Origin of the sequence: Streptococcus oralis (assembly GCF_019929365.1) — a bacterium.
GTDB classification, from domain to species: domain Bacteria; phylum Bacillota; class Bacilli; order Lactobacillales; family Streptococcaceae; genus Streptococcus; species Streptococcus oralis_BT.
This window is the reverse complement of record NZ_JAHZPH010000003.1, coordinates 1-17762: the sequence shown is the minus strand read 5'-3', so window position 1 is coordinate 17762 and position 17762 is coordinate 1. Positions and strand designations below refer to the sequence as shown.

The 17762-nt window shown below is 36.5% G+C and carries 16 protein-coding genes; 7 read left to right on the top strand and 9 right to left on the bottom strand.

What is annotated here, in order from left to right; genetic code table 11:
- Positions 1-82: 82 nt before the first annotated feature.
- Together K1I53_RS05145 and K1I53_RS05140 are read left to right on the top strand one after the other, a co-directional pair.
- Positions 83-778, top strand: coding sequence for a GNAT family N-acetyltransferase (locus K1I53_RS05145; protein WP_223328642.1), 696 nt, complete (start codon positions 83-85; stop codon positions 776-778).
- Positions 779-789: 11 nt separating this feature from the next.
- Positions 790-1206 carry a GNAT family N-acetyltransferase gene (locus tag K1I53_RS05140; RefSeq protein WP_223328641.1) on the top strand — a complete coding sequence of 139 codons (417 nt, stop codon included), beginning with the start codon at positions 790-792 and terminating at the stop codon, positions 1204-1206.
- A 556-nt stretch (positions 1207-1762) separates the two neighbouring features.
- Here K1I53_RS05140 and K1I53_RS05135 read toward each other — a convergent pair.
- The 6 genes from K1I53_RS05135 to K1I53_RS05110 all read right to left on the bottom strand — a co-directional run bounded on the left by K1I53_RS05135 (position 1763) and on the right by K1I53_RS05110 (position 6055).
- Positions 1763-2878 (bottom strand): tyrosine-type recombinase/integrase, encoded by a 1116-nt coding sequence (locus tag K1I53_RS05135; protein ID WP_223328640.1) that lies wholly within the window; start codon positions 2876-2878, stop codon positions 1763-1765.
- Complete coding sequence (locus K1I53_RS05130) at positions 2871-3089, bottom strand: DUF3173 family protein (protein WP_223328639.1); 219 nt, start codon at positions 3087-3089, stop codon at positions 2871-2873. The genes K1I53_RS05135 and K1I53_RS05130 overlap by 8 nt, the downstream gene beginning before the upstream one ends.
- A 21-nt stretch (positions 3090-3110) precedes the next feature.
- Complete coding sequence (locus K1I53_RS05125) at positions 3111-3314, bottom strand: hypothetical protein (RefSeq protein ID WP_223328638.1); 204 nt, start codon at positions 3312-3314, stop codon at positions 3111-3113.
- Positions 3307-4638 carry a Rep family protein gene (locus tag K1I53_RS05120; RefSeq protein WP_223328637.1) on the bottom strand — a complete coding sequence of 444 codons (1332 nt, stop codon included), beginning with the start codon at positions 4636-4638 and terminating at the stop codon, positions 3307-3309. The genes K1I53_RS05125 and K1I53_RS05120 overlap by 8 nt, the downstream gene beginning before the upstream one ends.
- Before the next feature lie 517 nt (positions 4639-5155).
- The gene (locus K1I53_RS05115; protein WP_223328636.1) at positions 5156-5569 is read right to left on the bottom strand and encodes a hypothetical protein; all 414 of its coding nucleotides are present in this window, start codon (positions 5567-5569) and stop codon (positions 5156-5158) included.
- A gap of 18 nt (positions 5570-5587) precedes the next feature.
- On the bottom strand, positions 5588-6055 hold the full coding sequence (locus K1I53_RS05110) for a hypothetical protein (RefSeq protein ID WP_223328635.1): 468 nt from the start codon (positions 6053-6055) through the stop codon (positions 5588-5590).
- A 246-nt stretch (positions 6056-6301) separates the two neighbouring features.
- Here K1I53_RS05110 and K1I53_RS05105 point away from each other — a divergent pair, with 246 nt between their 5' ends.
- The 4 genes from K1I53_RS05105 to K1I53_RS05090 all read left to right on the top strand — a co-directional run bounded on the left by K1I53_RS05105 (position 6302) and on the right by K1I53_RS05090 (position 9815).
- Positions 6302-6838, top strand: a complete 537-nt coding sequence (locus K1I53_RS05105; protein ID WP_223328634.1) for a helix-turn-helix domain-containing protein — start codon at positions 6302-6304, stop codon at positions 6836-6838.
- 87 nt (positions 6839-6925) lie between these two features.
- Positions 6926-7924 carry a Holliday junction branch migration DNA helicase RuvB gene (ruvB, locus tag K1I53_RS05100; RefSeq protein ID WP_263285131.1) on the top strand — a complete coding sequence of 333 codons (999 nt, stop codon included), beginning with the start codon at positions 6926-6928 and terminating at the stop codon, positions 7922-7924.
- On the top strand, positions 7905-8477 hold the full coding sequence (locus tag K1I53_RS05095; protein ID WP_223328633.1) for a nucleotidyltransferase family protein: 573 nt from the start codon (positions 7905-7907) through the stop codon (positions 8475-8477). Before ruvB ends, K1I53_RS05095 begins: the two co-directional genes overlap by 20 nt.
- 333 nt (positions 8478-8810) lie before the next feature.
- Complete coding sequence (locus tag K1I53_RS05090; protein WP_000862851.1) at positions 8811-9815, top strand: sugar transferase; 1005 nt, start codon at positions 8811-8813, stop codon at positions 9813-9815.
- 261 nt (positions 9816-10076) lie between these two features.
- Here K1I53_RS05090 and K1I53_RS05085 read toward each other — a convergent pair whose 3' ends face one another.
- Positions 10077-10490, bottom strand: coding sequence for an EamA family transporter (locus K1I53_RS05085; protein WP_223328632.1), 414 nt, complete (start codon positions 10488-10490; stop codon positions 10077-10079).
- 215 nt (positions 10491-10705) lie between these two features.
- On the opposite strand from K1I53_RS05085, the gene glmS reads away from it, so the two are divergent.
- Positions 10706-12514: a glutamine--fructose-6-phosphate transaminase (isomerizing) gene (glmS, locus tag K1I53_RS05080; protein WP_223328631.1), complete on the top strand. Its 1809-nt coding sequence runs from the start codon at positions 10706-10708 to the stop codon at positions 12512-12514.
- A 363-nt stretch (positions 12515-12877) separates the two neighbouring features.
- Here glmS and K1I53_RS05075 read toward each other — a convergent pair whose 3' ends face one another.
- Both K1I53_RS05075 and K1I53_RS05070 read right to left on the bottom strand, forming a co-directional pair.
- Entirely contained in the window at positions 12878-15616 is a 2739-nt protein-coding gene (locus K1I53_RS05075; RefSeq protein ID WP_223328630.1) for a DEAD/DEAH box helicase family protein, read from the bottom strand.
- A complete protein-coding gene (locus K1I53_RS05070; protein ID WP_223328629.1) occupies positions 15616-17574 on the bottom strand; it encodes a site-specific DNA-methyltransferase in 1959 nt (652 codons plus the stop codon). Before K1I53_RS05070 ends, K1I53_RS05075 begins: the two co-directional genes overlap by 1 nt.
- Between the last annotated feature and the right edge of the window lie 188 nt (positions 17575-17762).

Below are 17762 nucleotides of genomic sequence, written 5' to 3'. Positions count from 1 at the left end.
GAGGATTTTTTGAATTTTTTCATGAAAGTATGATATACTATGTGCAATTATAAAGTTTGAAAAGTAAAACAAGGAGAGAACGATGCCAGTAAATGAATATGGTCAGATAATTGGTGAGTCAATGGAAGGTTATACTCCAGGAGAATTGCCTTCCATTGATTTCTTAGAAGGGCGCTACGCTCGGATAGAGGCTCTTTCGGTGGAAAAGCATGCGGAGGATCTGCTAGCTGTTTATGGTCCAGATACTCCTCGGGAGATGTGGACCTACCTTTTTCAGGAGCCAGTGGCAGATATGGAGGAACTGGTTGCCGTTTTAAATCAGATGTTGGCTCGTAAGGACCGTTTTTTCTATGCTATCTTGGATAGGGAGACGGGTAAGGCCTTGGGAACATTTTCGCTTATGCGCATTGACCAGAATAACCGAGTAATAGAAGTGGGTGCTGTCACCTTTTCACCGGCTCTTAAGGGGACGAGGATAGGGACAGAAGCCCAGTATCTCTTGGCTCGCTATGTTTTCGAGGAACTGAACTATCGTCGCTACGAGTGGAAATGCGATGCTCTAAATCTCCCATCAAGACGAGCTGCGGAACGTTTGGGCTTTGTCTATGAAGGAACCTTTCGCCAGGCCGTCGTTTATAAGGGGCGCACTCGAGATACGGATTGGTTGTCTATGATTGATAAGGACTGGCCCCAAGCCAAAGCTCGCTTGGAAATGTGGCTGGCTCCTGAAAACTTTGATAAAGATGGACGGCAGTACAGGAGCTTAAGAGAATTCTGAGAGGTGTTGAGATGATGACTATTAGAAAGCAAGAAGTTGTCAAGTTAGAGAATGTTTTGCATCTCTATCAGGCAGTCGGTTGGACAAATTATACACATCAACCCCAGATGCTGGAGAAGTCCTTGTCTCACTCATTAGCGATTTACCTGGCACTTGATGGTGAGGCAATAGTTGGCTTGGTTCGTTTGGTCGGAGATGGTTTTTCATCGATTTTTGTCCAGGATTTGATCGTTTTGCCTAGCTATCAACGCCAAGGGATTGGTAGCGACTTGATGAAAGAGGCTTTAGGTGATTACAAAGATGCCTATCAAGTTCAACTAGTGACCGAACAGACAGAAAAAACCTTGGGATTCTATCGTTCACTGGGTTTTGAAACCTTATCTACTTATGATTGTACAGGAATGACTTGGGTGGATCGAAAAAAATAAAAAATTTTGTTTTTCTTAAGCAAAGTTTAAGTCTCCTCGTGTATTATATAATTATTAAATAAAGACCTCCTAACTTTATTTAATGAAATCCTAAACTTTTCTTTTTCATCATAATCTCCTAAAGAAGTCACCCAATCAGGTGGCTTTTTTGTGACTTGAGAAAGGAAATTTCATTTGGAAAAAATTTTTCTAAAAAAATGATAAATCAGAAAAAAGTTAAGGGAATTTTAAGTCTCCTCGTGTATTATATAATTATTAAATAAAGACCTCCTAACTTTATTTAATGAAATCCTAATCCTTTCTTTTTCATAATAATCTCCCTAAAGAGGCCACCCAATCAGGTGGCTTTTTTGTTTGTGGCTTGGATTTTTGCTATAATAGGAAAATAAGTAATAAATTAGTGAAAATAACGTAAAATCAAGGCTTTCAGTGTATATTTTATGTAATGGCAACTATTTTGGAAACAAAAAAGGCAATAAGTTAATTCTTATTGCCTTTTGCAATACTTTTTAATCTGCAAAAGACTACGCTATTTACAGACTAAAAAATATTAAAATTATTTAATTGAAAGTACGCCATCTAGCTTGTCTGCTACTTCTTTCATAGCAGTAGGACGTAAATGAGAGTATGTTCCTAGTGTTGTGCTTATATCCGTATGTCCTAGCCTATTTTGAAGTTCTAAATCATTCATACCCAAAGAGAGCAGTAAACTAGCGTGAGAGTGTCTTAAAGCGTGTATACGAATAGGTTTGACATTAACAAGCTCACAATGTTTTTTTAACATATAATGAAAGCTAGTAGGCGACATAGGAGAACCTTTTTGAGAAAAAACAAAATCAGTATCTTCTACTTTTTGCCATTTTTCCCAATCAGAAAGAATTTTTACAGTTATTTTATCTAAATAAATTTTTCTAACACCTGTTATAGTCTTTGTAGAATTGATGATCCAATCATTTTTACTCTTATAGTATAGAGATTTATTGACCATAAGGGAATTATCAGAGAAATCTATATCTTGCCATGTTAGAGCTTGTAACTCACTCTTTCTTAAACCACTCATGAAAAATAAAGTAAAAGCAGTATAATACAAACGCTCTTTATACTTTTCTAAGTCAAAACTTGATATAAAGATCTGAAATTCTTCCACTGTCCAAAAATCGACCTCTTGTCGCTTTTTGGAAACATTGCCTAGCTTTGTAGCCGGATTTTCATAAATGACATCTAGCTTTAAAGCAAAGTTGAAAATTGACACTAATGTTCCATGTAATAATCTAACATAGGTATTGGATAACTCTTCCTTTAATAGTTCTGTCTGCCAGTATCCAATATGGATTGGCTTAATATCAACTATTTTCATATCATAAAAATAGACTAATCTTTTTAAATTTGACGAAAAGGTATAAAAGGTACGTGCTGACACCGTTTTTTCATAGTGTGGAATATAGTAATTATCAAGAAACATCTTAAAGGTCAACTGTATACCGTTTGTAATTGCTTTTTTAGAATGTTTTGCCATGGTTTGAGTATGCCAGTCCTTGGCTTCCTTTTGTGTCTTAAAACCACGTTTTTTCTTTTGCATTCTCTTGCCAGTAATTTTATCATATCCTAAACTAGCAACAGCATAATAAGAATTTGTTTGCTTGTCATAATAAACGTTAGCCTTTTTAGGCATAATCTTGTACTTCCTTTAAATCATCAAGATTAATTTTAACTCCAAGTATTTCCTCTACTGTTTCAAGTGGAACACGCCCTAAACCTTTACTTTCATACCAAGTTAGTCCTTGGCTTGCTAATTTTGTTTTAGCTTGCTTTACTAACATCATACCTTGCCATGATGAAAAGCCGAGCTTCATTAAATCATTTTTAGTAACAAATTTTGTCATTGTCTTTCTCCTTTTTGTATGTTATACTTTACATAGTTTTTTGTATTTGATGTGTGATTGATTTTCACGCATCTTTTTTTTGCATTTAATCCATAAATTTCTATTATTCATGAACATATAAACATTATTCAATTCCTGACTTATCGGTATACGCTTTTCAAATCGTATCACTCTATGAGCAGAATCTAATCTTTCATCAAAGAACATCACAATTTTTTTAGCCATTTGTCACGTCCTTTGCTTTTTTAGGTAATATTCTAGGATAGATACAATCTTCAAGCAATTTACGAATAAAATCCTCTTTATCATCTGAACTAAATATATCTTCATATTTGAAATTCAAAACAGCCATAGAACCATCTTTTTTCTGATAAAAATCAACTCCCCTCCGTTTCACAACTTCAGAAATATTATATAAACGGTTTTCATCTGACCCATGCTTATAAGTTACATCTAATAAAAAGTTAATTCTTCTTAAAAATTGGTTTAGATCCTCAGCTTTAATCTCTCCAAAAAATAATTTTGGTGACTTATAAACCGGCATAATAATCAACCTTGGAACTACTCTTTTATTTTGATAGCGTGCCGACATTCTAGCAGAATTAAGGGGGTCAAATAATTTAAGCCAATCACTTGGAGACATATTATACTCCCTTAAATCGTCTAATAACAAAATTTCTTCACCAAAATAATCATCAAAAGGGTTAGCAGAAGAAGCTGAATAGATATCCCCTCGTAAGCCTATTTCATTTAATTTACTTTGAACTTGTAAGGCTATTTCTCTAGATAAAGTCGACTTCCCAACTTCTGATTCTCCTTGTATATAAAGTACAGTTAATTGATATTCTCCACGTTCCAAACTCTTTAAACGTAAAAAAGCCTGTCGTTCTCCATAAAAATTGAAACGTTCCCTAAATTTTTGCTGATTATTTCCAAAGAGAAAAGAAAGGTTATCATCTTCCATAACATCATTATAGGTTAATTCTCCTAATTGAACTTTAGATAATACCAAATCTAAACTTTCATCAGACTTCTCACGTTTTTTTGTGGCTGCATACTTCTCAAAATCTTCTTTATTCTGATTGATAAAAGCTTCATAATCAAGCGTATCAAATGTTTCTACATCACTTATAGGATATTGATACTTATCTTTATCTTTGGCATGAGTAAGATAAGCTAAAGCATTAATACGTGTATAACCCCTACCACCTTTTGATTTTGGAGTTTCCACTCGTTCTTTTTCTACTCCCAAAGCCATAGCAACTTTTGATAAATCTAAACGTCTTGGGAAATCAATATAACCATGAATATGAGGTTCTACTAATTTTGCTCCATAAGAAATATCTTTATCATGGACAATAAAAGCTACTTCCACAAATTCTTCTTCTTCAACTAGTTCACGAATACGGTCAAATATCAATCTAAAAATCTTATCTTTATTTTCTTCCCAGTTTTCAAGTAATTTCTTATCTGATACAGTCCAGTCCCAAAAGTCTGGTTTAAGTTGTTGCTCAAATAAAAATCTTCTATTCTGTATTCTTTTTGTCATTTTTCTCCTTTCTATATCAAAAGAGAAGTTTGTATTTTTATTTTATTTTATGTATGTATATGCTTTTGTTTTGAGTATATTCTCCATTTTTTTGAGAATAAACTCATGAATAAACTCATGAATAAACTCAAGATTAAACCCTGATTTTTGGCATTTTTGCTCCCCTAACGCATACGCTGACATCTTCGATAATGTCCACGGAAAGGCTTGCCAATCAAGGGATTACCCTTGGTTTGCACCATTCTATCGTCAAGTCCTAGAATGGCGCTCGCGCATAGGTTTTGAGTATATGAGTATATACTTCCTCAAAAAACTCTTTTAAGTAAAATTTCTGTATATTTAGGTAGCTTATTGCATTGCCCTATCGGAACAAGTCAGCCAACTAGATGCCCGCTGATACTCGCAACCGCGCAAGGCGAACCGCCTTTTTTGCGGTCGCTATCAGCTACTAGTTAGCTCACTTGTAAACCGATAGGAGCAAGGCGGCTAGCTCCCATCATATACAGAAATTTTAGACTTACATAGCAAGTTTTAGCCCTGAGGCTACCAGTTTGACGGCTTTATATCCTGCATTTCTACCATCAACCCATAAAGCTTTAACCGCCACATCAAGAAGCTCAACAGATAGAATTTTCCCAAATTCAACGTGTTCTTCAATCTCCTCAAAGCTCCCATAAACTTCAATAATGATAGACTTAACGTCCTCTTGATCAATTATGCCATCATTTACAGCCTTAGCAGTTCGCTCATCAATGCCCTCTAAAATGTAATGACTAATAATATCAGTTCGTTTTTTATCTTTGTACTTCATACTTACCCTAGCTTTAGAAAAATCTACTTGAATTTTCTTAGGAATATCAAATTGAGAGCTATCAAGTGCCACCTCTTTAAGTGATAATTCTGAAGTTAATTTAATTTTATTTTTTGCCATAATATTTTCCTCTTTTTTCTATTTTTTAATTTTTGAAAAGAATCCTTTTCCTTGTTTTTCTTCTAAGGCTTCAATTCGTTCTTCTAATTTTTTTAATGTTTTTAAATCCATTTCTAATGAAATCAGTTTAAAATTTACATCTTTATTTTTTATTTTTTGATTTTCTTCAAATTTTTTTAAATCAGCTACATCTTTTTTTAGAGTTCTTTCTTCAGCACTCTTTAAGTCACCCCATATCTCAATAACAGATTCAGACATTTTCTTTGTTTCATCAATTCGCTTAGACAGTTTAATAAATTTTTTAAATTCTTCTTCAGTAAATTGATAATGGTCTTTTACGTGCTTACGTGTAACATGTATCTTGACCTTTTTAAACTTATATCCTGATAATCGTTCAATAGATATCCGCCATTTTTTAATAGCACTATATGACTTTCCAGTAGCTTCTACAATATCTTTGTATTCGTAATAATCTTTATAGGCCATCTCCTTTTCTCTTTTCTATATATATGATATAATTTAGACAGAAAGTTTTTTATGAAGTCTTTGAGGGTTTTCTTCAAAGACTTTTTTTATACAATCATAGGTCATACACCTCTCTTCTTGTCAAACGTTATATAGTTTGATATAATCAGTCTTAATAGGACTAATTATATTTTAGTCCATTCACGACTATTTGTCAACAATAAATAGTCTTATTTGGAATTTTTTTTTTAGAAAGTAGGTATTTATATGTTAGATTTCCCAAATAGATTAAAAGAAAAACGAAAAAGTAAAGGATATACACAGGAACAAATATCTAAACTTTTAAATATCGGTCAGAGTGCCTATGCGAAGTGGGAAAACGGACGTACAGAACCCACCCTTGAAAACATAGTAAAACTGTCAAAGATACTAGATACTACAACAGATGAACTATTAGGTAAGAATATAAATTTTGGAGATACAATTTTAAATAAGAAATATAAATATGATTTAAGTGTCCTAAAAGAGTCCGATATTCAAAAGCTTTATGATTTAAAAATCACATTAGCATTTGATTTACTAGATGAATCTTTAGATCCAGCAAAACTTAAAGAAATACTGATGGAGAAAAATAAACTTAATAAAGATGAAGAATTAATTTTGGATACTATACTAGCTGAAGCAAAAGAATTTGCTGATGATGTTAACGAATTTTACAAATTCAAAAAGTCCAATAAAAAATTCAAATGGCCATGGCAAAAAAGACAAGATGGCAACAAATCGGAAACCAACGATACAAAATAACTTTATTTTTAGTAACTTAAGACTTATTTCAACAAACACAGAACCACAAAACAAGCGGAATTAATTCCTTTGTATTATAATAGGAACATGAGTAGAATTTTAGATAATGAGATAATAGGGGACGAGGAGTTAGTAGAACGTACCCTCCGTCCTCAATACTTACGCGAATATATCGGACAGGATAAGGTGAAGGACCAGCTACAAATCTTTATCGAAGCTGCCAAAATGCGGGATGAAGCGCTGGACCATGTACTCTTATTTGGGCCTCCAGGTTTGGGGAAAACGACCATGGCCTTTGTCATTGCCAATGAACTGGGAGTCAATCTCAAGCAAACGTCTGGTCCCGTCATTGAAAAAGCGGGTGACTTGGTAGCGATTTTGAATGATTTGGAGCCTGGAGACGTCCTCTTTATTGACGAGATTCATCGCTTGCCCATGTCGGTGGAAGAGGTGCTTTATAGTGCTATGGAGGACTTCTACATTGACATTATGATTGGGGCTGGAGAGGGCAGTCGCAGTGTCCATTTGGACTTGCCACCTTTTACCTTGATTGGGGCTACGACACGTGCGGGGATGCTTTCTAATCCTCTACGAGCACGTTTTGGGATTACAGGTCATATGGAGTATTATGCTCATGATGACTTGACGGAGATTGTTGAGCGGACGGCAGATATTTTTGAGATGGAAATCACCCATGAGGCAGCTTCGGAGTTGGCTTTACGTAGTCGTGGAACTCCTCGTATTGCCAATCGTCTCCTTAAGCGCGTGCGCGACTTTGCCCAGATTATGGGGGACGGCTTGATTGATGATGTGATTACCGATAAGGCCTTGACTATGCTAGATGTTGACCATGAAGGTTTGGATTATGTGGACCAAAAAATCCTTCGGACCATGATTGAGATGTACGGTGGTGGTCCTGTCGGGCTGGGAACTCTCTCCGTTAATATTGCCGAGGAGCGCGAAACGGTTGAAGATATGTACGAACCCTACCTCATTCAGAAAGGTTTTATCATGCGAACACGGTCTGGACGGGTTGCAACAGCTAAAGCATATGAGCATTTAGGTTATGAATACAGTGAAAAATGAGCACGAAATTCTAAAGGCTTTCAGAGAAAATCCAGATTTGATGAGAATCTTAACCATCATCCGTAATCTTGGTCTGAAAGACTCGTGGTTGGCAGCAGGTTCGGTTAGAAATTTCATCTGGAATCTCTTGTCAGAGAAACCAGCTTTTGACCGTGAAACGGATGTGGATGTGATTTTCTTTGATCCAGATATTTCCTATGAGGAAACAGTATCCCTAGAGAACAAGCTGAGAGAAGATTTCCCTCAGTATCAGTGGGAGTTGAAAAATCAAGTCTATATGCATCAGCACAGTCCCCACACTGCGCCTTACACGAGTTCTCGTGATGCCATGAGTAAATATCCGGAGCGCTGTACGGCGATAGGGCTTCGCTTGCATGCTGATGCAACTTTAGAGCTCTTCGCGCCCTATGGTTTAGAGGATATTTTGAACTTTCAAGTTTCTCCAACTCCTCATTTCTTAGAAAATGAAGACCGGATAAAGCTCTATCAAGAGCGCTTGTCCAAGAAAAATTGGCAAGAAAAATGGAAAAATCTCACTTTCTCAAATCTTTGAAAAGAAGTTAGTGACTTGATTACATAAGAATTCTATATGTGAGTTTGTAATCATCACAAGATGAGCAGAGAAATCTAAAGATGCAAAAAATTATATACTCAACAGGAACAACTCATTCAATCTATCATAGCTAACAAAGATACCGAATTTGTGAGATTGAGTGAGAAAAACGTCTATTAAGGCTATCTTTATTGTTCTTGGAAGACAAGACTCCTGGAAAATTATCCCAAGTAACTAACTTGAGCTTGAAAATTGGCATGTAAACGCTTTTGAAAAGTCGTAAATTATGATACAATGTTTAGAGAAATTACTGAGACGAGGATTTAGAAAACAATGAAAGTACATTTCACAAATTTATTTGGGCAAGCATCAACGAGTGTTGCCTTGATGGCGCAGAACAATGTCATGAAAATTGTTCGAGACTTTGGAGTTAACGAACTGGGGATATATTTTTATGATGCAAGCCATGAACCGTGGGAAGAACTGAACTCGCGGATGGATGGAATTGTCGCGGGGGTATCTTATGGAGATGTCGTTTTTTTCCAATCTCCTTCATGGAATAGTGTTGAATGGGACAACCACTTGGTAGAAAAGTTAAAGCTTTCTCATGTGAAAATGGTGATGTTTATCCATGACGTTCAGCCACTAATGTTTGAGAGCAATTATTATCTTATGAAGGCCCACATTGACATGTATAATAAATGTGATGTGGTGGTAGTACCATCCGAACAAATGTACCAGAAACTCGTTTCAGAGGGATTAACCGTCAAGAACTACGTTGTTCAAACACTCTGGGATCTTCCCCATGGTTTGGAACTCTATACTCCAAAGTTTGAGAAAAAATTAATCTTCTCAGGAGACCCATCTCGTTTTCCACATATTGTTGACTGGAAACACAGTACCCCCCTTCATGTTTATGCTACGAGAGCAGAGGGAGTAGATTATTCCAAAGTCCATCTTGAAGGGTGGCGAACTCAGCAGGAATTATTGTTGGAGTTGTCTAAAGGAGGAGGTTTTGGCCTAGTATGGGGAAATTCCGAAAATCCTGCGGAAGAGCGTGACTACTATAAAGAAAATGTTTCTTATAAGTTGACAACTTATCTGGCCGCGGGTATTCCTGTGGTTGTGCCAGACTATCTTTCTAATGTAGACTATATCCGTGAGAAAGGTTTGGGCTTTGTCGTGTCCAGCTTGGAAGAAGCTAGCCGCGTGGTTCAGGAATGTACGGAAGAAGAGTATGATCAAATGGTCACAAGAGCAAAATACACAGCTTACTTAATTAAAAATGGTTATTTCACAAAGAAATTGTTTATTGATTCCATGATGCTCTTAGATTAGTCAAAAGTCGGTCATCGGTTTACCACATTCAGATTTGGAAAGGCAAAATTTCAAGTCGAAGTTAGCTATCTGAGATAATTAGTTTTTTGTCAACTGTGTAGTGGGATGATGAAAAACCACATCTTGGAGGGAACCAATTTGGTTCTCTCCTTTTTGCTAGACGCTTGAAGCTGATTTCCTCTACTTATAATTTAGACATAACAAAATACCCCAAAAAGCTATCTAACTTTTTGGGGAGGTCATATATGGAGAGGGAGATGATTACAAAATCATCACCAAGGTCCCAATCGTAATCAGTATACAGCCAATGATTGTTTTAAATGTCAGGACATCTTGTAGAAAGAAAAAGGCTAAAATGAGTGTGATGACGAGACTGAATTTATCGACAGCAGATACCTCAGTCGCATTGCCCATCTGCAAGGCCTTGTAGTAGCAGAGCCAGGAGGCACCCGTTGCCAAACCAGACAGGATGAGAAAGAGCCAACTTTTTCTACTGATGTTGACAATCTCAGTCTGACTATTGGTCAAGAAAACCATAGCCCAAGCCATAAGAATGACGACGACCGTACGAATGGCTGTTGCTAGATTGGATGGAACTCCCTCAATCCCAATCTTGGCTAAAATAGAAGTTAAGGCTGCAAAGACAGCAGATAAAAGTGCGAAGAAAAACCACATGGTAACTACCTCCTCTCTTTATTATAAGTAATCGAATCCTACTTGTCAGTTCTCAAGTGAAATCTTGCTCTGATGGCATTTTAAAAAGCTATACCAATTTTTATGCTTGACAAGTGAGAAAAACAAGTATATACTGTCTTTGCTGGTTCTGTAAAAGGAAAATCAGACTATACCAATTTAAGGGGAAAGCACAGCTGGTCTGTGTCGTATATACTATGTGTGGAATTGTCGGTGTTGTTGGAAACACAAATGCAACTGATATTTTGATTCAAGGGCTTGAAAAGCTCGAATACCGTGGCTATGATTCTGCGGGAATTTTTGTCCTAGGTGGTGCTGAAAATCATCTAGTTAAGGCTGTTGGCCGTATCGCTGAATTGTCTGCTAAGACAGCTGGTGTTGAGGGAACAACTGGTATCGGTCATACGCGTTGGGCGACTCACGGGAAACCAACTGAGGACAATGCTCACCCACACCGCTCTGAGACTGGACGTTTTGTCTTGGTGCACAATGGGGTGATTGAAAACTACCTTGAAATCAAGGAAGAATACCTTGCAGGTCACCACTTTAAGGGGCAAACAGATACAGAAATCGCCGTTCACTTGATTGGTAAATTTGTTGAAGAAGATGGTTTCTCAGTTCTTGAAGCCTTCAAAAAAGCCCTTCACATCATTCGTGGTTCTTATGCCTTTGCCTTGATTGATTCACAAGATCCTGAAGTCATCTATGTGGCGAAAAATAAATCACCACTTTTGATTGGTCTTGGAGAAGGCTATAACATGGTCTGCTCAGATGCTATGGCTATGATTCGTGAAACCAACCAATACATGGAAATCCATGACCAAGAGTTGGTAATCGTCAAGGCTGATAGCGTTGAAGTGCAAGACTATGATGGTAACAGTCGTGAGCGTGCTAGCTATACTGCCGAGCTTGACTTGTCTGATATCGGTAAGGGAACTTATCCTTACTACATGCTCAAGGAAATTGACGAGCAACCAACAGTTATGCGTAAACTCATCCAAGCCTACACAGATGAGGCGGGTCAAGTAGTGGTTGATCCAGCTATCATCAAGGCTGTTCAAGACGCTGACCGCATCTACATCCTTGCGGCTGGAACTTCTTACCATGCAGGATTTGCTTCTAAGAAGATGTTGGAAGAATTGACGGATACACCAGTGGAACTTGGAATCTCTTCTGAATGGGGCTATGGTATGCCACTTCTCAGCAAGAAACCACTTTTCATCTTTATCAGTCAGTCTGGTGAAACAGCTGACAGTCGTCAAGTTTTGGTCAAGGCCAATGAAATGGGCATCCCAAGCTTGACAGTGACAAACGTGCCAGGTTCAACTCTTTCACGTGAAGCCAACCATACCATGCTTCTTCATGCAGGGCCTGAAATCGCCGTGGCTTCAACCAAGGCCTACACAGCACAAATCGCAGCTCTTGCCTTCCTTGCAAAAGCAGTCGGTGAAGCAAATGGCAATGCTAAAGCACAAGCCTTTGATCTGATTCGTGAGTTGTCTATCGTGGCTCAGTCTATCGAATCAACTCTTTCTGAGAAAGAAACCATTGATGTCAAGGTTCGAGAGCTTCTCGAAACAACTCGTAACGCCTTTTATATCGGACGTGGTCAAGACTACTACGTAGCCATGGAAGCAAGTCTCAAACTTAAAGAGATTTCTTACATCCAGTGTGAAGGTTTTGCGGCAGGGGAACTCAAGCATGGAACCATTGCCTTGATTGAAGAAGGAACGCCTGTTTTGGCTCTCTTGTCAGATCCAGTCCTTGCCAACCATACTCGTGGAAATATCCAAGAAGTAGCTGCTCGTGGTGCCAAAGTCCTCACTATCGCAGAAGAGAATGTTGCCAAAGATACAGACGATATCGTTCTGACGACCGTACACCCTTACCTCTCACCAATCTCAATGGTCGTACCAACGCAATTGGTCGCTTACTTTGCAACACTTCACCGTGGCCTTGATGTGGACAAACCTCGTAATCTTGCCAAGTCAGTAACAGTAGAATAAACTGAGAAAGTCTAGTTGATCTAGGCTTTTTTGCTCTGTCTTGGTATCCTTGAGTAAAGAGCTACTGTATTAGTAACTAAGTTATTTATCCTGAAAAGAAATCAAGTATTATTGCTATGCTAGGCTGGATCAGTCCCAAACTCAGAGGGAATCAAAAGAACAGAAAGAACGATTTTTGATAGTGCAGATAGAACTTCCATTCAAATGAAAGAATATGGCAACTACACACTGATTAATGGGGACTATAGTTTTGGTACAAGAGATAGAGCATACTATCTAGTGGAATATATACTAGTTTATACCAAGTACAAGATAAAATAGCAAAAAAGGCGATTATCCAAGCGGAAATCGTCTTTTTGATACTTAGAATAAGTCCAGCCTAATATTTCCACCAAAATGTGGTTTTTCAAGAGCTATCTGTGCTAATTGATTGAGTGTTTGTTTACTATTCTCTTGATTATAGAATTTAAGTCCTTTAATGATAACTCCATCAATTTCATCTTCGAAAATCAAATCTTCTTGATGGTCGTTGATGTATGAAAGGAGTTCCTCCTTCCATCTATCTTTTTCTGCCAATTGTTCACCTTTGGGTTCGATGAAGATTTGAAGATAGTAATCCTTACTTTGAAGAAGTAGGATAAAGTCTGGTTGAAACCCTGAAAAATTGATTTCCCGTGGATTCTCTTCAAATTGGTGCAATTTCAATCGTTCAACTTTATCTGTCCCCTTTAGCATGTTTTCGTCCATTCGAATGAGGAAAACATCACCGTATTGTTCTCTTAGTTCATCAATATGATTGGCGATAGCATTAACTAGATTTTCCTCATTTCTATTGATTATAGCAGATTGGTAAGCAAAAAAGTCAAATTTTTCAAAACTAATATTAGCTACTTTTTGTTCGATGAAGGAACTACTCTGTTTAGCCGTATCATAATTAGGTATTCGTTTGCGATAATCAACGAGATATTCTGTAATTGGATATCCGATAAAGCGGTTCGTACCTCTTGCTTTGCGATAACCTGCCTTTATTTGGGCAGCCAGTAGGTTAAAAAAGTTATCAACAATTTTCAGCTTTTCCATAGCGGAAAAATCTTCTACAATGGTTTCTTTTTCTGTTGTGACAGAGAGTGTAAGATTTTGCAAATCTAGCCAATTTTCACCCCAAAAATTTTCCATAGACTTGAGATTTGGAAGATATCTTTTCAGATTTTCAAATCGGAAAAAGTTAGAGCGGCTAATTGATTTTCTAAAATAACGAATATCAATTCCCCTCAATTGAGACGTTTTTAACTCTATTGCTTCAGCTGAAAGGTAAGCTGTTTCATAGGTGGATTTAAAATAGGTTACATTGGCTAACTTAGAAATTTCAATACCATATGCACGTAAATTTACATAGTGACTGTCAGGAATTTCCTCAGTTTCATTATAGTAAAGCTTACCTGTTTTAAAGATTTGGGTTTTCTTGAAAGAGGGTTTCAGTTTGATTTCAATTGGAGGATTTTTTTCATCAGTCCCAGTCGCAAGATTCATCTTGTCAAGTGATGCCATCAAATTCTTGATGTATTGCGGTTCATTAAGGGTATGGTAGTGTAGTGTTTCCAACAAAAGACTTGCTGTTTCATCTGATTCATCAAATCGTCTTTGGTAAGAAATCTTTTGATTTAAGGAGAAAGGATTGTATCGCGCCCCACGTCCGATCAACTGAGCCTCGGAATTGGTTGATTTAGCATCTCTTTTATCATTCATTTTTCCCAAGTTGCTAATACGAACGATATCGTAAAGATTGAGGACATCCCAACCTTCTGTTAATTTTGCTACGGCAAAGACTACACGGTACAGATTATTGGGCGATTCAAGCGAATTGAGGGCTTGATACTGTCCTGTTTCTAGCAACCCTTTTGAGCCACTATCTGAATCATTTGCATTTAGAATTCTAGCTGGTGAAAAACCACGCTTAATTTCTCGAACAACAGTTGAAAGATCATCCTTTTCGAGATAATACTGATAAGCTAGCTGTAGAGTATGGCTTTGCTCTTCTGATACACTTCTCAATTGTGAAATAAGGAACGACCTTAAACTTTCCACAGTCAGACTATCAATCATCTCATTGAATAGCTTATTTGCTTCATAGGAAGCATCAATTTTATGTGATTTGAAAAGAATGACTGGTTTTATCTCAATCCCAAATTTTTCTAGAGCAAATTTGCGACGATATTCACTCAGAAGAACGGTACTAAGCATGTTATCTTCGTTGGAATTCCCCGTTTGAATGCGTCTTACATTTTTTGAATATCGTTCTTTGATGTATGAATCCAAGGTATAACGGTAAATAATCTTATCTCGATATTTTTGATAAATGGTCTCATCGTCAAAATCAAGTGTTGCGGTAAATTCTAGCAAGAGATTATCAACATGTGCGTGAAGAAGAGAAAGTAGGCTTTTTTCCCATGAGCTTTTTTCCAATTCTGCTTTATTTTTCTTTTTCGTAGAAGCAGAATAGTGATGGGCTTCATCCGCCAGAATAACCATTTTTGTCTTCTGGTAATCTTTTAATGACATGATATTTTCTGCCTGTGTGAAGAGGTCATTTGTCAATGTTTGAATTGAAACAAACTTAATATTAATTACATTTTTATTAGGAAAATCTGGAAATCTTCCTGAAATCTGGTTGATAAAGATATGTTCCCCATCAATTTCTAAGTTAGAATTGAAAAGAAACTTAGTAGATTGAGCACTCGTTAGATTATCAATGGTCTTACTCAGAACACCATTTGTATTCACTGTAAACAGAAAATTTTGATACCCTTTTTCTTTATAAAGATAGAGGATTAAACCAGCCATCAAATCAGTCTTTCCCGAACCAGTTGCCATATTGAACATCAGCTGTCTTGGTTTTCGAAACTTGAAAGTATCTGATGCTTGAGTGTAATGAAAATAGCGAATAGCTTCACTCTGATAAGAACGTGGTTCATGCTTGAGATTTTCTACAATATACTGTGGTAATTCCCAACCATGCTGTTCGTTCAAAATATCTATATCCAGCTGTTTCAATTCATCGAAGAGTTCAAAGATCAGTTCTTTTTTCTTTGCTTTTCTAACCATCATTTCTCTCCATAAAAACTCTTATTGAAATCATAATCTGATTGGGATAATTGCGATTTAATGGTTTCATCATCAATTTCAGAGTAGTTGTGATAGAGCTGGTTTTTGTCAATAATCTTCACAAGAATTTTTTTCTGCATTTCAAAATCTTCATCCCAGATAGATTGGTCGACTTCTTGTAAATCCACTCTGAAATCAAAATCAAGTGTGGCTTTCATGTCGTCAAAGATAGCCTTTAATTCATCAGAATGTTTAGAGTTAAGAACAGCATCAATAAAGGTTGCATTTTTGTCCATTAATTCAGCATAAATGAATGAACCACCGCCAGACCAAGCAACATCTTGAGAAATGCCACCTTGTTCTCCATCAATAACTTTCTTTAATCTCTCGACAGCTACGGTTTCAATATAATCCATTTGTTCAATACCGATGTACTGACGATTCATCTTGTGAGATACTGCTGCAGTAGTTCCCGAACCCATAAAGAAGTCAAGGACAATATCGTTTTCCTCGGTGTTCGATTTAATTATATTTTCTATTAACTTCTCTGGTTTTGGAGTTGAAAAAGTTTTATCGCCAAATAGTATTTTTAATTCATCTGTTGCATCTTGATTCTGCCCCCAGTCAAGTAATAAATCAGTAATTGCTTTAGGTTTACCTTTTTCTTCTTCCGTTGAAAACCTTCTAAAAGAATTCAAAGCAGTAATATATAGTAATCCTTCTTGAATATAGTTATTAATATTTTCCTGAGACGTTCTCCAGTGAGCAATAACATTAACAGAATTTTGTGTGAAACCATCTTTTATAACAATATCATCCAAAAAGGTAGTTTCCATTGTTTTATTTTTGTAAGTTCCTGCTTTAATAATAGTATTTTTATCTGTACCTTGATAAGCAACTCCAGATGAAATCAGTCTCTGGCTTTTCTTATTACTTGCATTATCAACACGTTTTGTTGTATCAGTAGCACCTTCTATTGATAATTTTGAGATATTTTTTTCGTTTTTAGCAAATACAATAATTGTTTCCATTATTCCAGCAACTCTACTAAGAAACGATGGTTGTTTTTTCTTCTTCCAATGTAATGTTGCAATATAGTTTTTACTTCCAAATATTTCATCCATCAGAATATGTAAATATGGCTGCATTCCTGTACCTACAATACTAGTGGAATTTGCTCGGCTTACATCAATATGCAAAAAAATTAATCCTTCATCGGATAATAATTCTTTTGATATTTCTAAACGATTCTTCATGAAAGTTAACCAAGTTGAACGCGTAAAACTATCATTATAATTGAATGTATCCTCATTCCCTGTATTATAAGGTGGATCAAGATAAATCATCTTAATTTTTCCGCTAAATCGTTTTTTCAAACTGTGGAGTGCTAATAGATTATTTCCCTTGATAATCAGGTTATCCATATCCTTGATTTCTGATACAGGAGAAGAGCCGTTTTTGTCATATTTCTTAACATTTTTTAAAATCTTTTCATCAAGGAGGACATCAATCTCCTCTCTAGCAACTATCTCATTTAAAAAGGATTCTTCAGCATCTTCCCTCGATACATCATCTTTAGTCATACCAGCTTTTAAGATACTATCTTTGTAAGGGAAATTTAGGACAACATCTGTTGTTTCATCTAAATAGCGATTATTTACCGCTAATCCGATTTTGTTGGTGTAACGCGTGTAAGAGTTTGACCAATATTCATCAACCTCAAGCATTTGAATGATATCATTGATTTTCAAAATTGTCGCACCAGCAATATCCTCGGTAAATGCTTCATTTAGAATTGCATTTGTCAAAATCTTTTCAACCAACTCAGGTTTATAATTATCTAAATCTACTATAATAGCATCTTTTTTTAATAGTCCCTCAGCTACATACTGTTCATCAAAGCTTTCTACCACCTCTCGTAGGGCTTGTTGAATCGCTGTTTCGAATGTCTGACTCATACAAGTCCCTCACTTTCATACACAACAGAAAAGACCTTCTCACAAAAATGTGAAAAAGTCTGTTTTAGGGCTTGACAAAAAATACGCTTGATTACATAATCAGCGTGAGCTGTGAGCTGTGAGCTGTGAGCTGTGAGCTGTGAGCTGTGAGCTGTGAGCTGTGAGCTGTGAGCTGTGAGCTGTGAGCT

What these genes read in the sequence shown, in the direction of transcription:
- K1I53_RS05145 (WP_223328642.1), top strand. Translation starts at nt 83, where the DNA reads ATGCCAGTAAATGAATATGGTCAGATAATTGGTGAGTCAATGGAAGGT.
- K1I53_RS05140 (WP_223328641.1), top strand. Translation starts at nt 790, where the DNA reads ATGATGACTATTAGAAAGCAAGAAGTTGTCAAGTTAGAGAATGTTTTG.
- K1I53_RS05135 (WP_223328640.1), bottom strand. Translation starts at nt 2,878, where the DNA reads ATGCCTAAAAAGGCTAACGTTTATTATGACAAGCAAACAAATTCTTAT.
- K1I53_RS05130 (WP_223328639.1), bottom strand. Translation starts at nt 3,089, where the DNA reads ATGACAAAATTTGTTACTAAAAATGATTTAATGAAGCTCGGCTTTTCA.
- K1I53_RS05125 (WP_223328638.1), bottom strand. Translation starts at nt 3,314, where the DNA reads ATGGCTAAAAAAATTGTGATGTTCTTTGATGAAAGATTAGATTCTGCT.
- K1I53_RS05120 (WP_223328637.1), bottom strand. Translation starts at nt 4,638, where the DNA reads ATGACAAAAAGAATACAGAATAGAAGATTTTTATTTGAGCAACAACTT.
- K1I53_RS05115 (WP_223328636.1), bottom strand. Translation starts at nt 5,569, where the DNA reads ATGGCAAAAAATAAAATTAAATTAACTTCAGAATTATCACTTAAAGAG.
- K1I53_RS05110 (WP_223328635.1), bottom strand. Translation starts at nt 6,055, where the DNA reads ATGGCCTATAAAGATTATTACGAATACAAAGATATTGTAGAAGCTACT.
- K1I53_RS05105 (WP_223328634.1), top strand. Translation starts at nt 6,302, where the DNA reads ATGTTAGATTTCCCAAATAGATTAAAAGAAAAACGAAAAAGTAAAGGA.
- ruvB (WP_263285131.1), top strand. Translation starts at nt 6,926, where the DNA reads ATGAGTAGAATTTTAGATAATGAGATAATAGGGGACGAGGAGTTAGTA.
- K1I53_RS05095 (WP_223328633.1), top strand. Translation starts at nt 7,905, where the DNA reads ATGAATACAGTGAAAAATGAGCACGAAATTCTAAAGGCTTTCAGAGAA.
- K1I53_RS05090 (WP_000862851.1), top strand. Translation starts at nt 8,811, where the DNA reads ATGAAAGTACATTTCACAAATTTATTTGGGCAAGCATCAACGAGTGTT.
- K1I53_RS05085 (WP_223328632.1), bottom strand. Translation starts at nt 10,490, where the DNA reads ATGTGGTTTTTCTTCGCACTTTTATCTGCTGTCTTTGCAGCCTTAACT.
- glmS (WP_223328631.1), top strand. Translation starts at nt 10,706, where the DNA reads ATGTGTGGAATTGTCGGTGTTGTTGGAAACACAAATGCAACTGATATT.
- K1I53_RS05075 (WP_223328630.1), bottom strand. Translation starts at nt 15,616, where the DNA reads ATGGTTAGAAAAGCAAAGAAAAAAGAACTGATCTTTGAACTCTTCGAT.
- K1I53_RS05070 (WP_223328629.1), bottom strand. Translation starts at nt 17,574, where the DNA reads ATGAGTCAGACATTCGAAACAGCGATTCAACAAGCCCTACGAGAGGTG.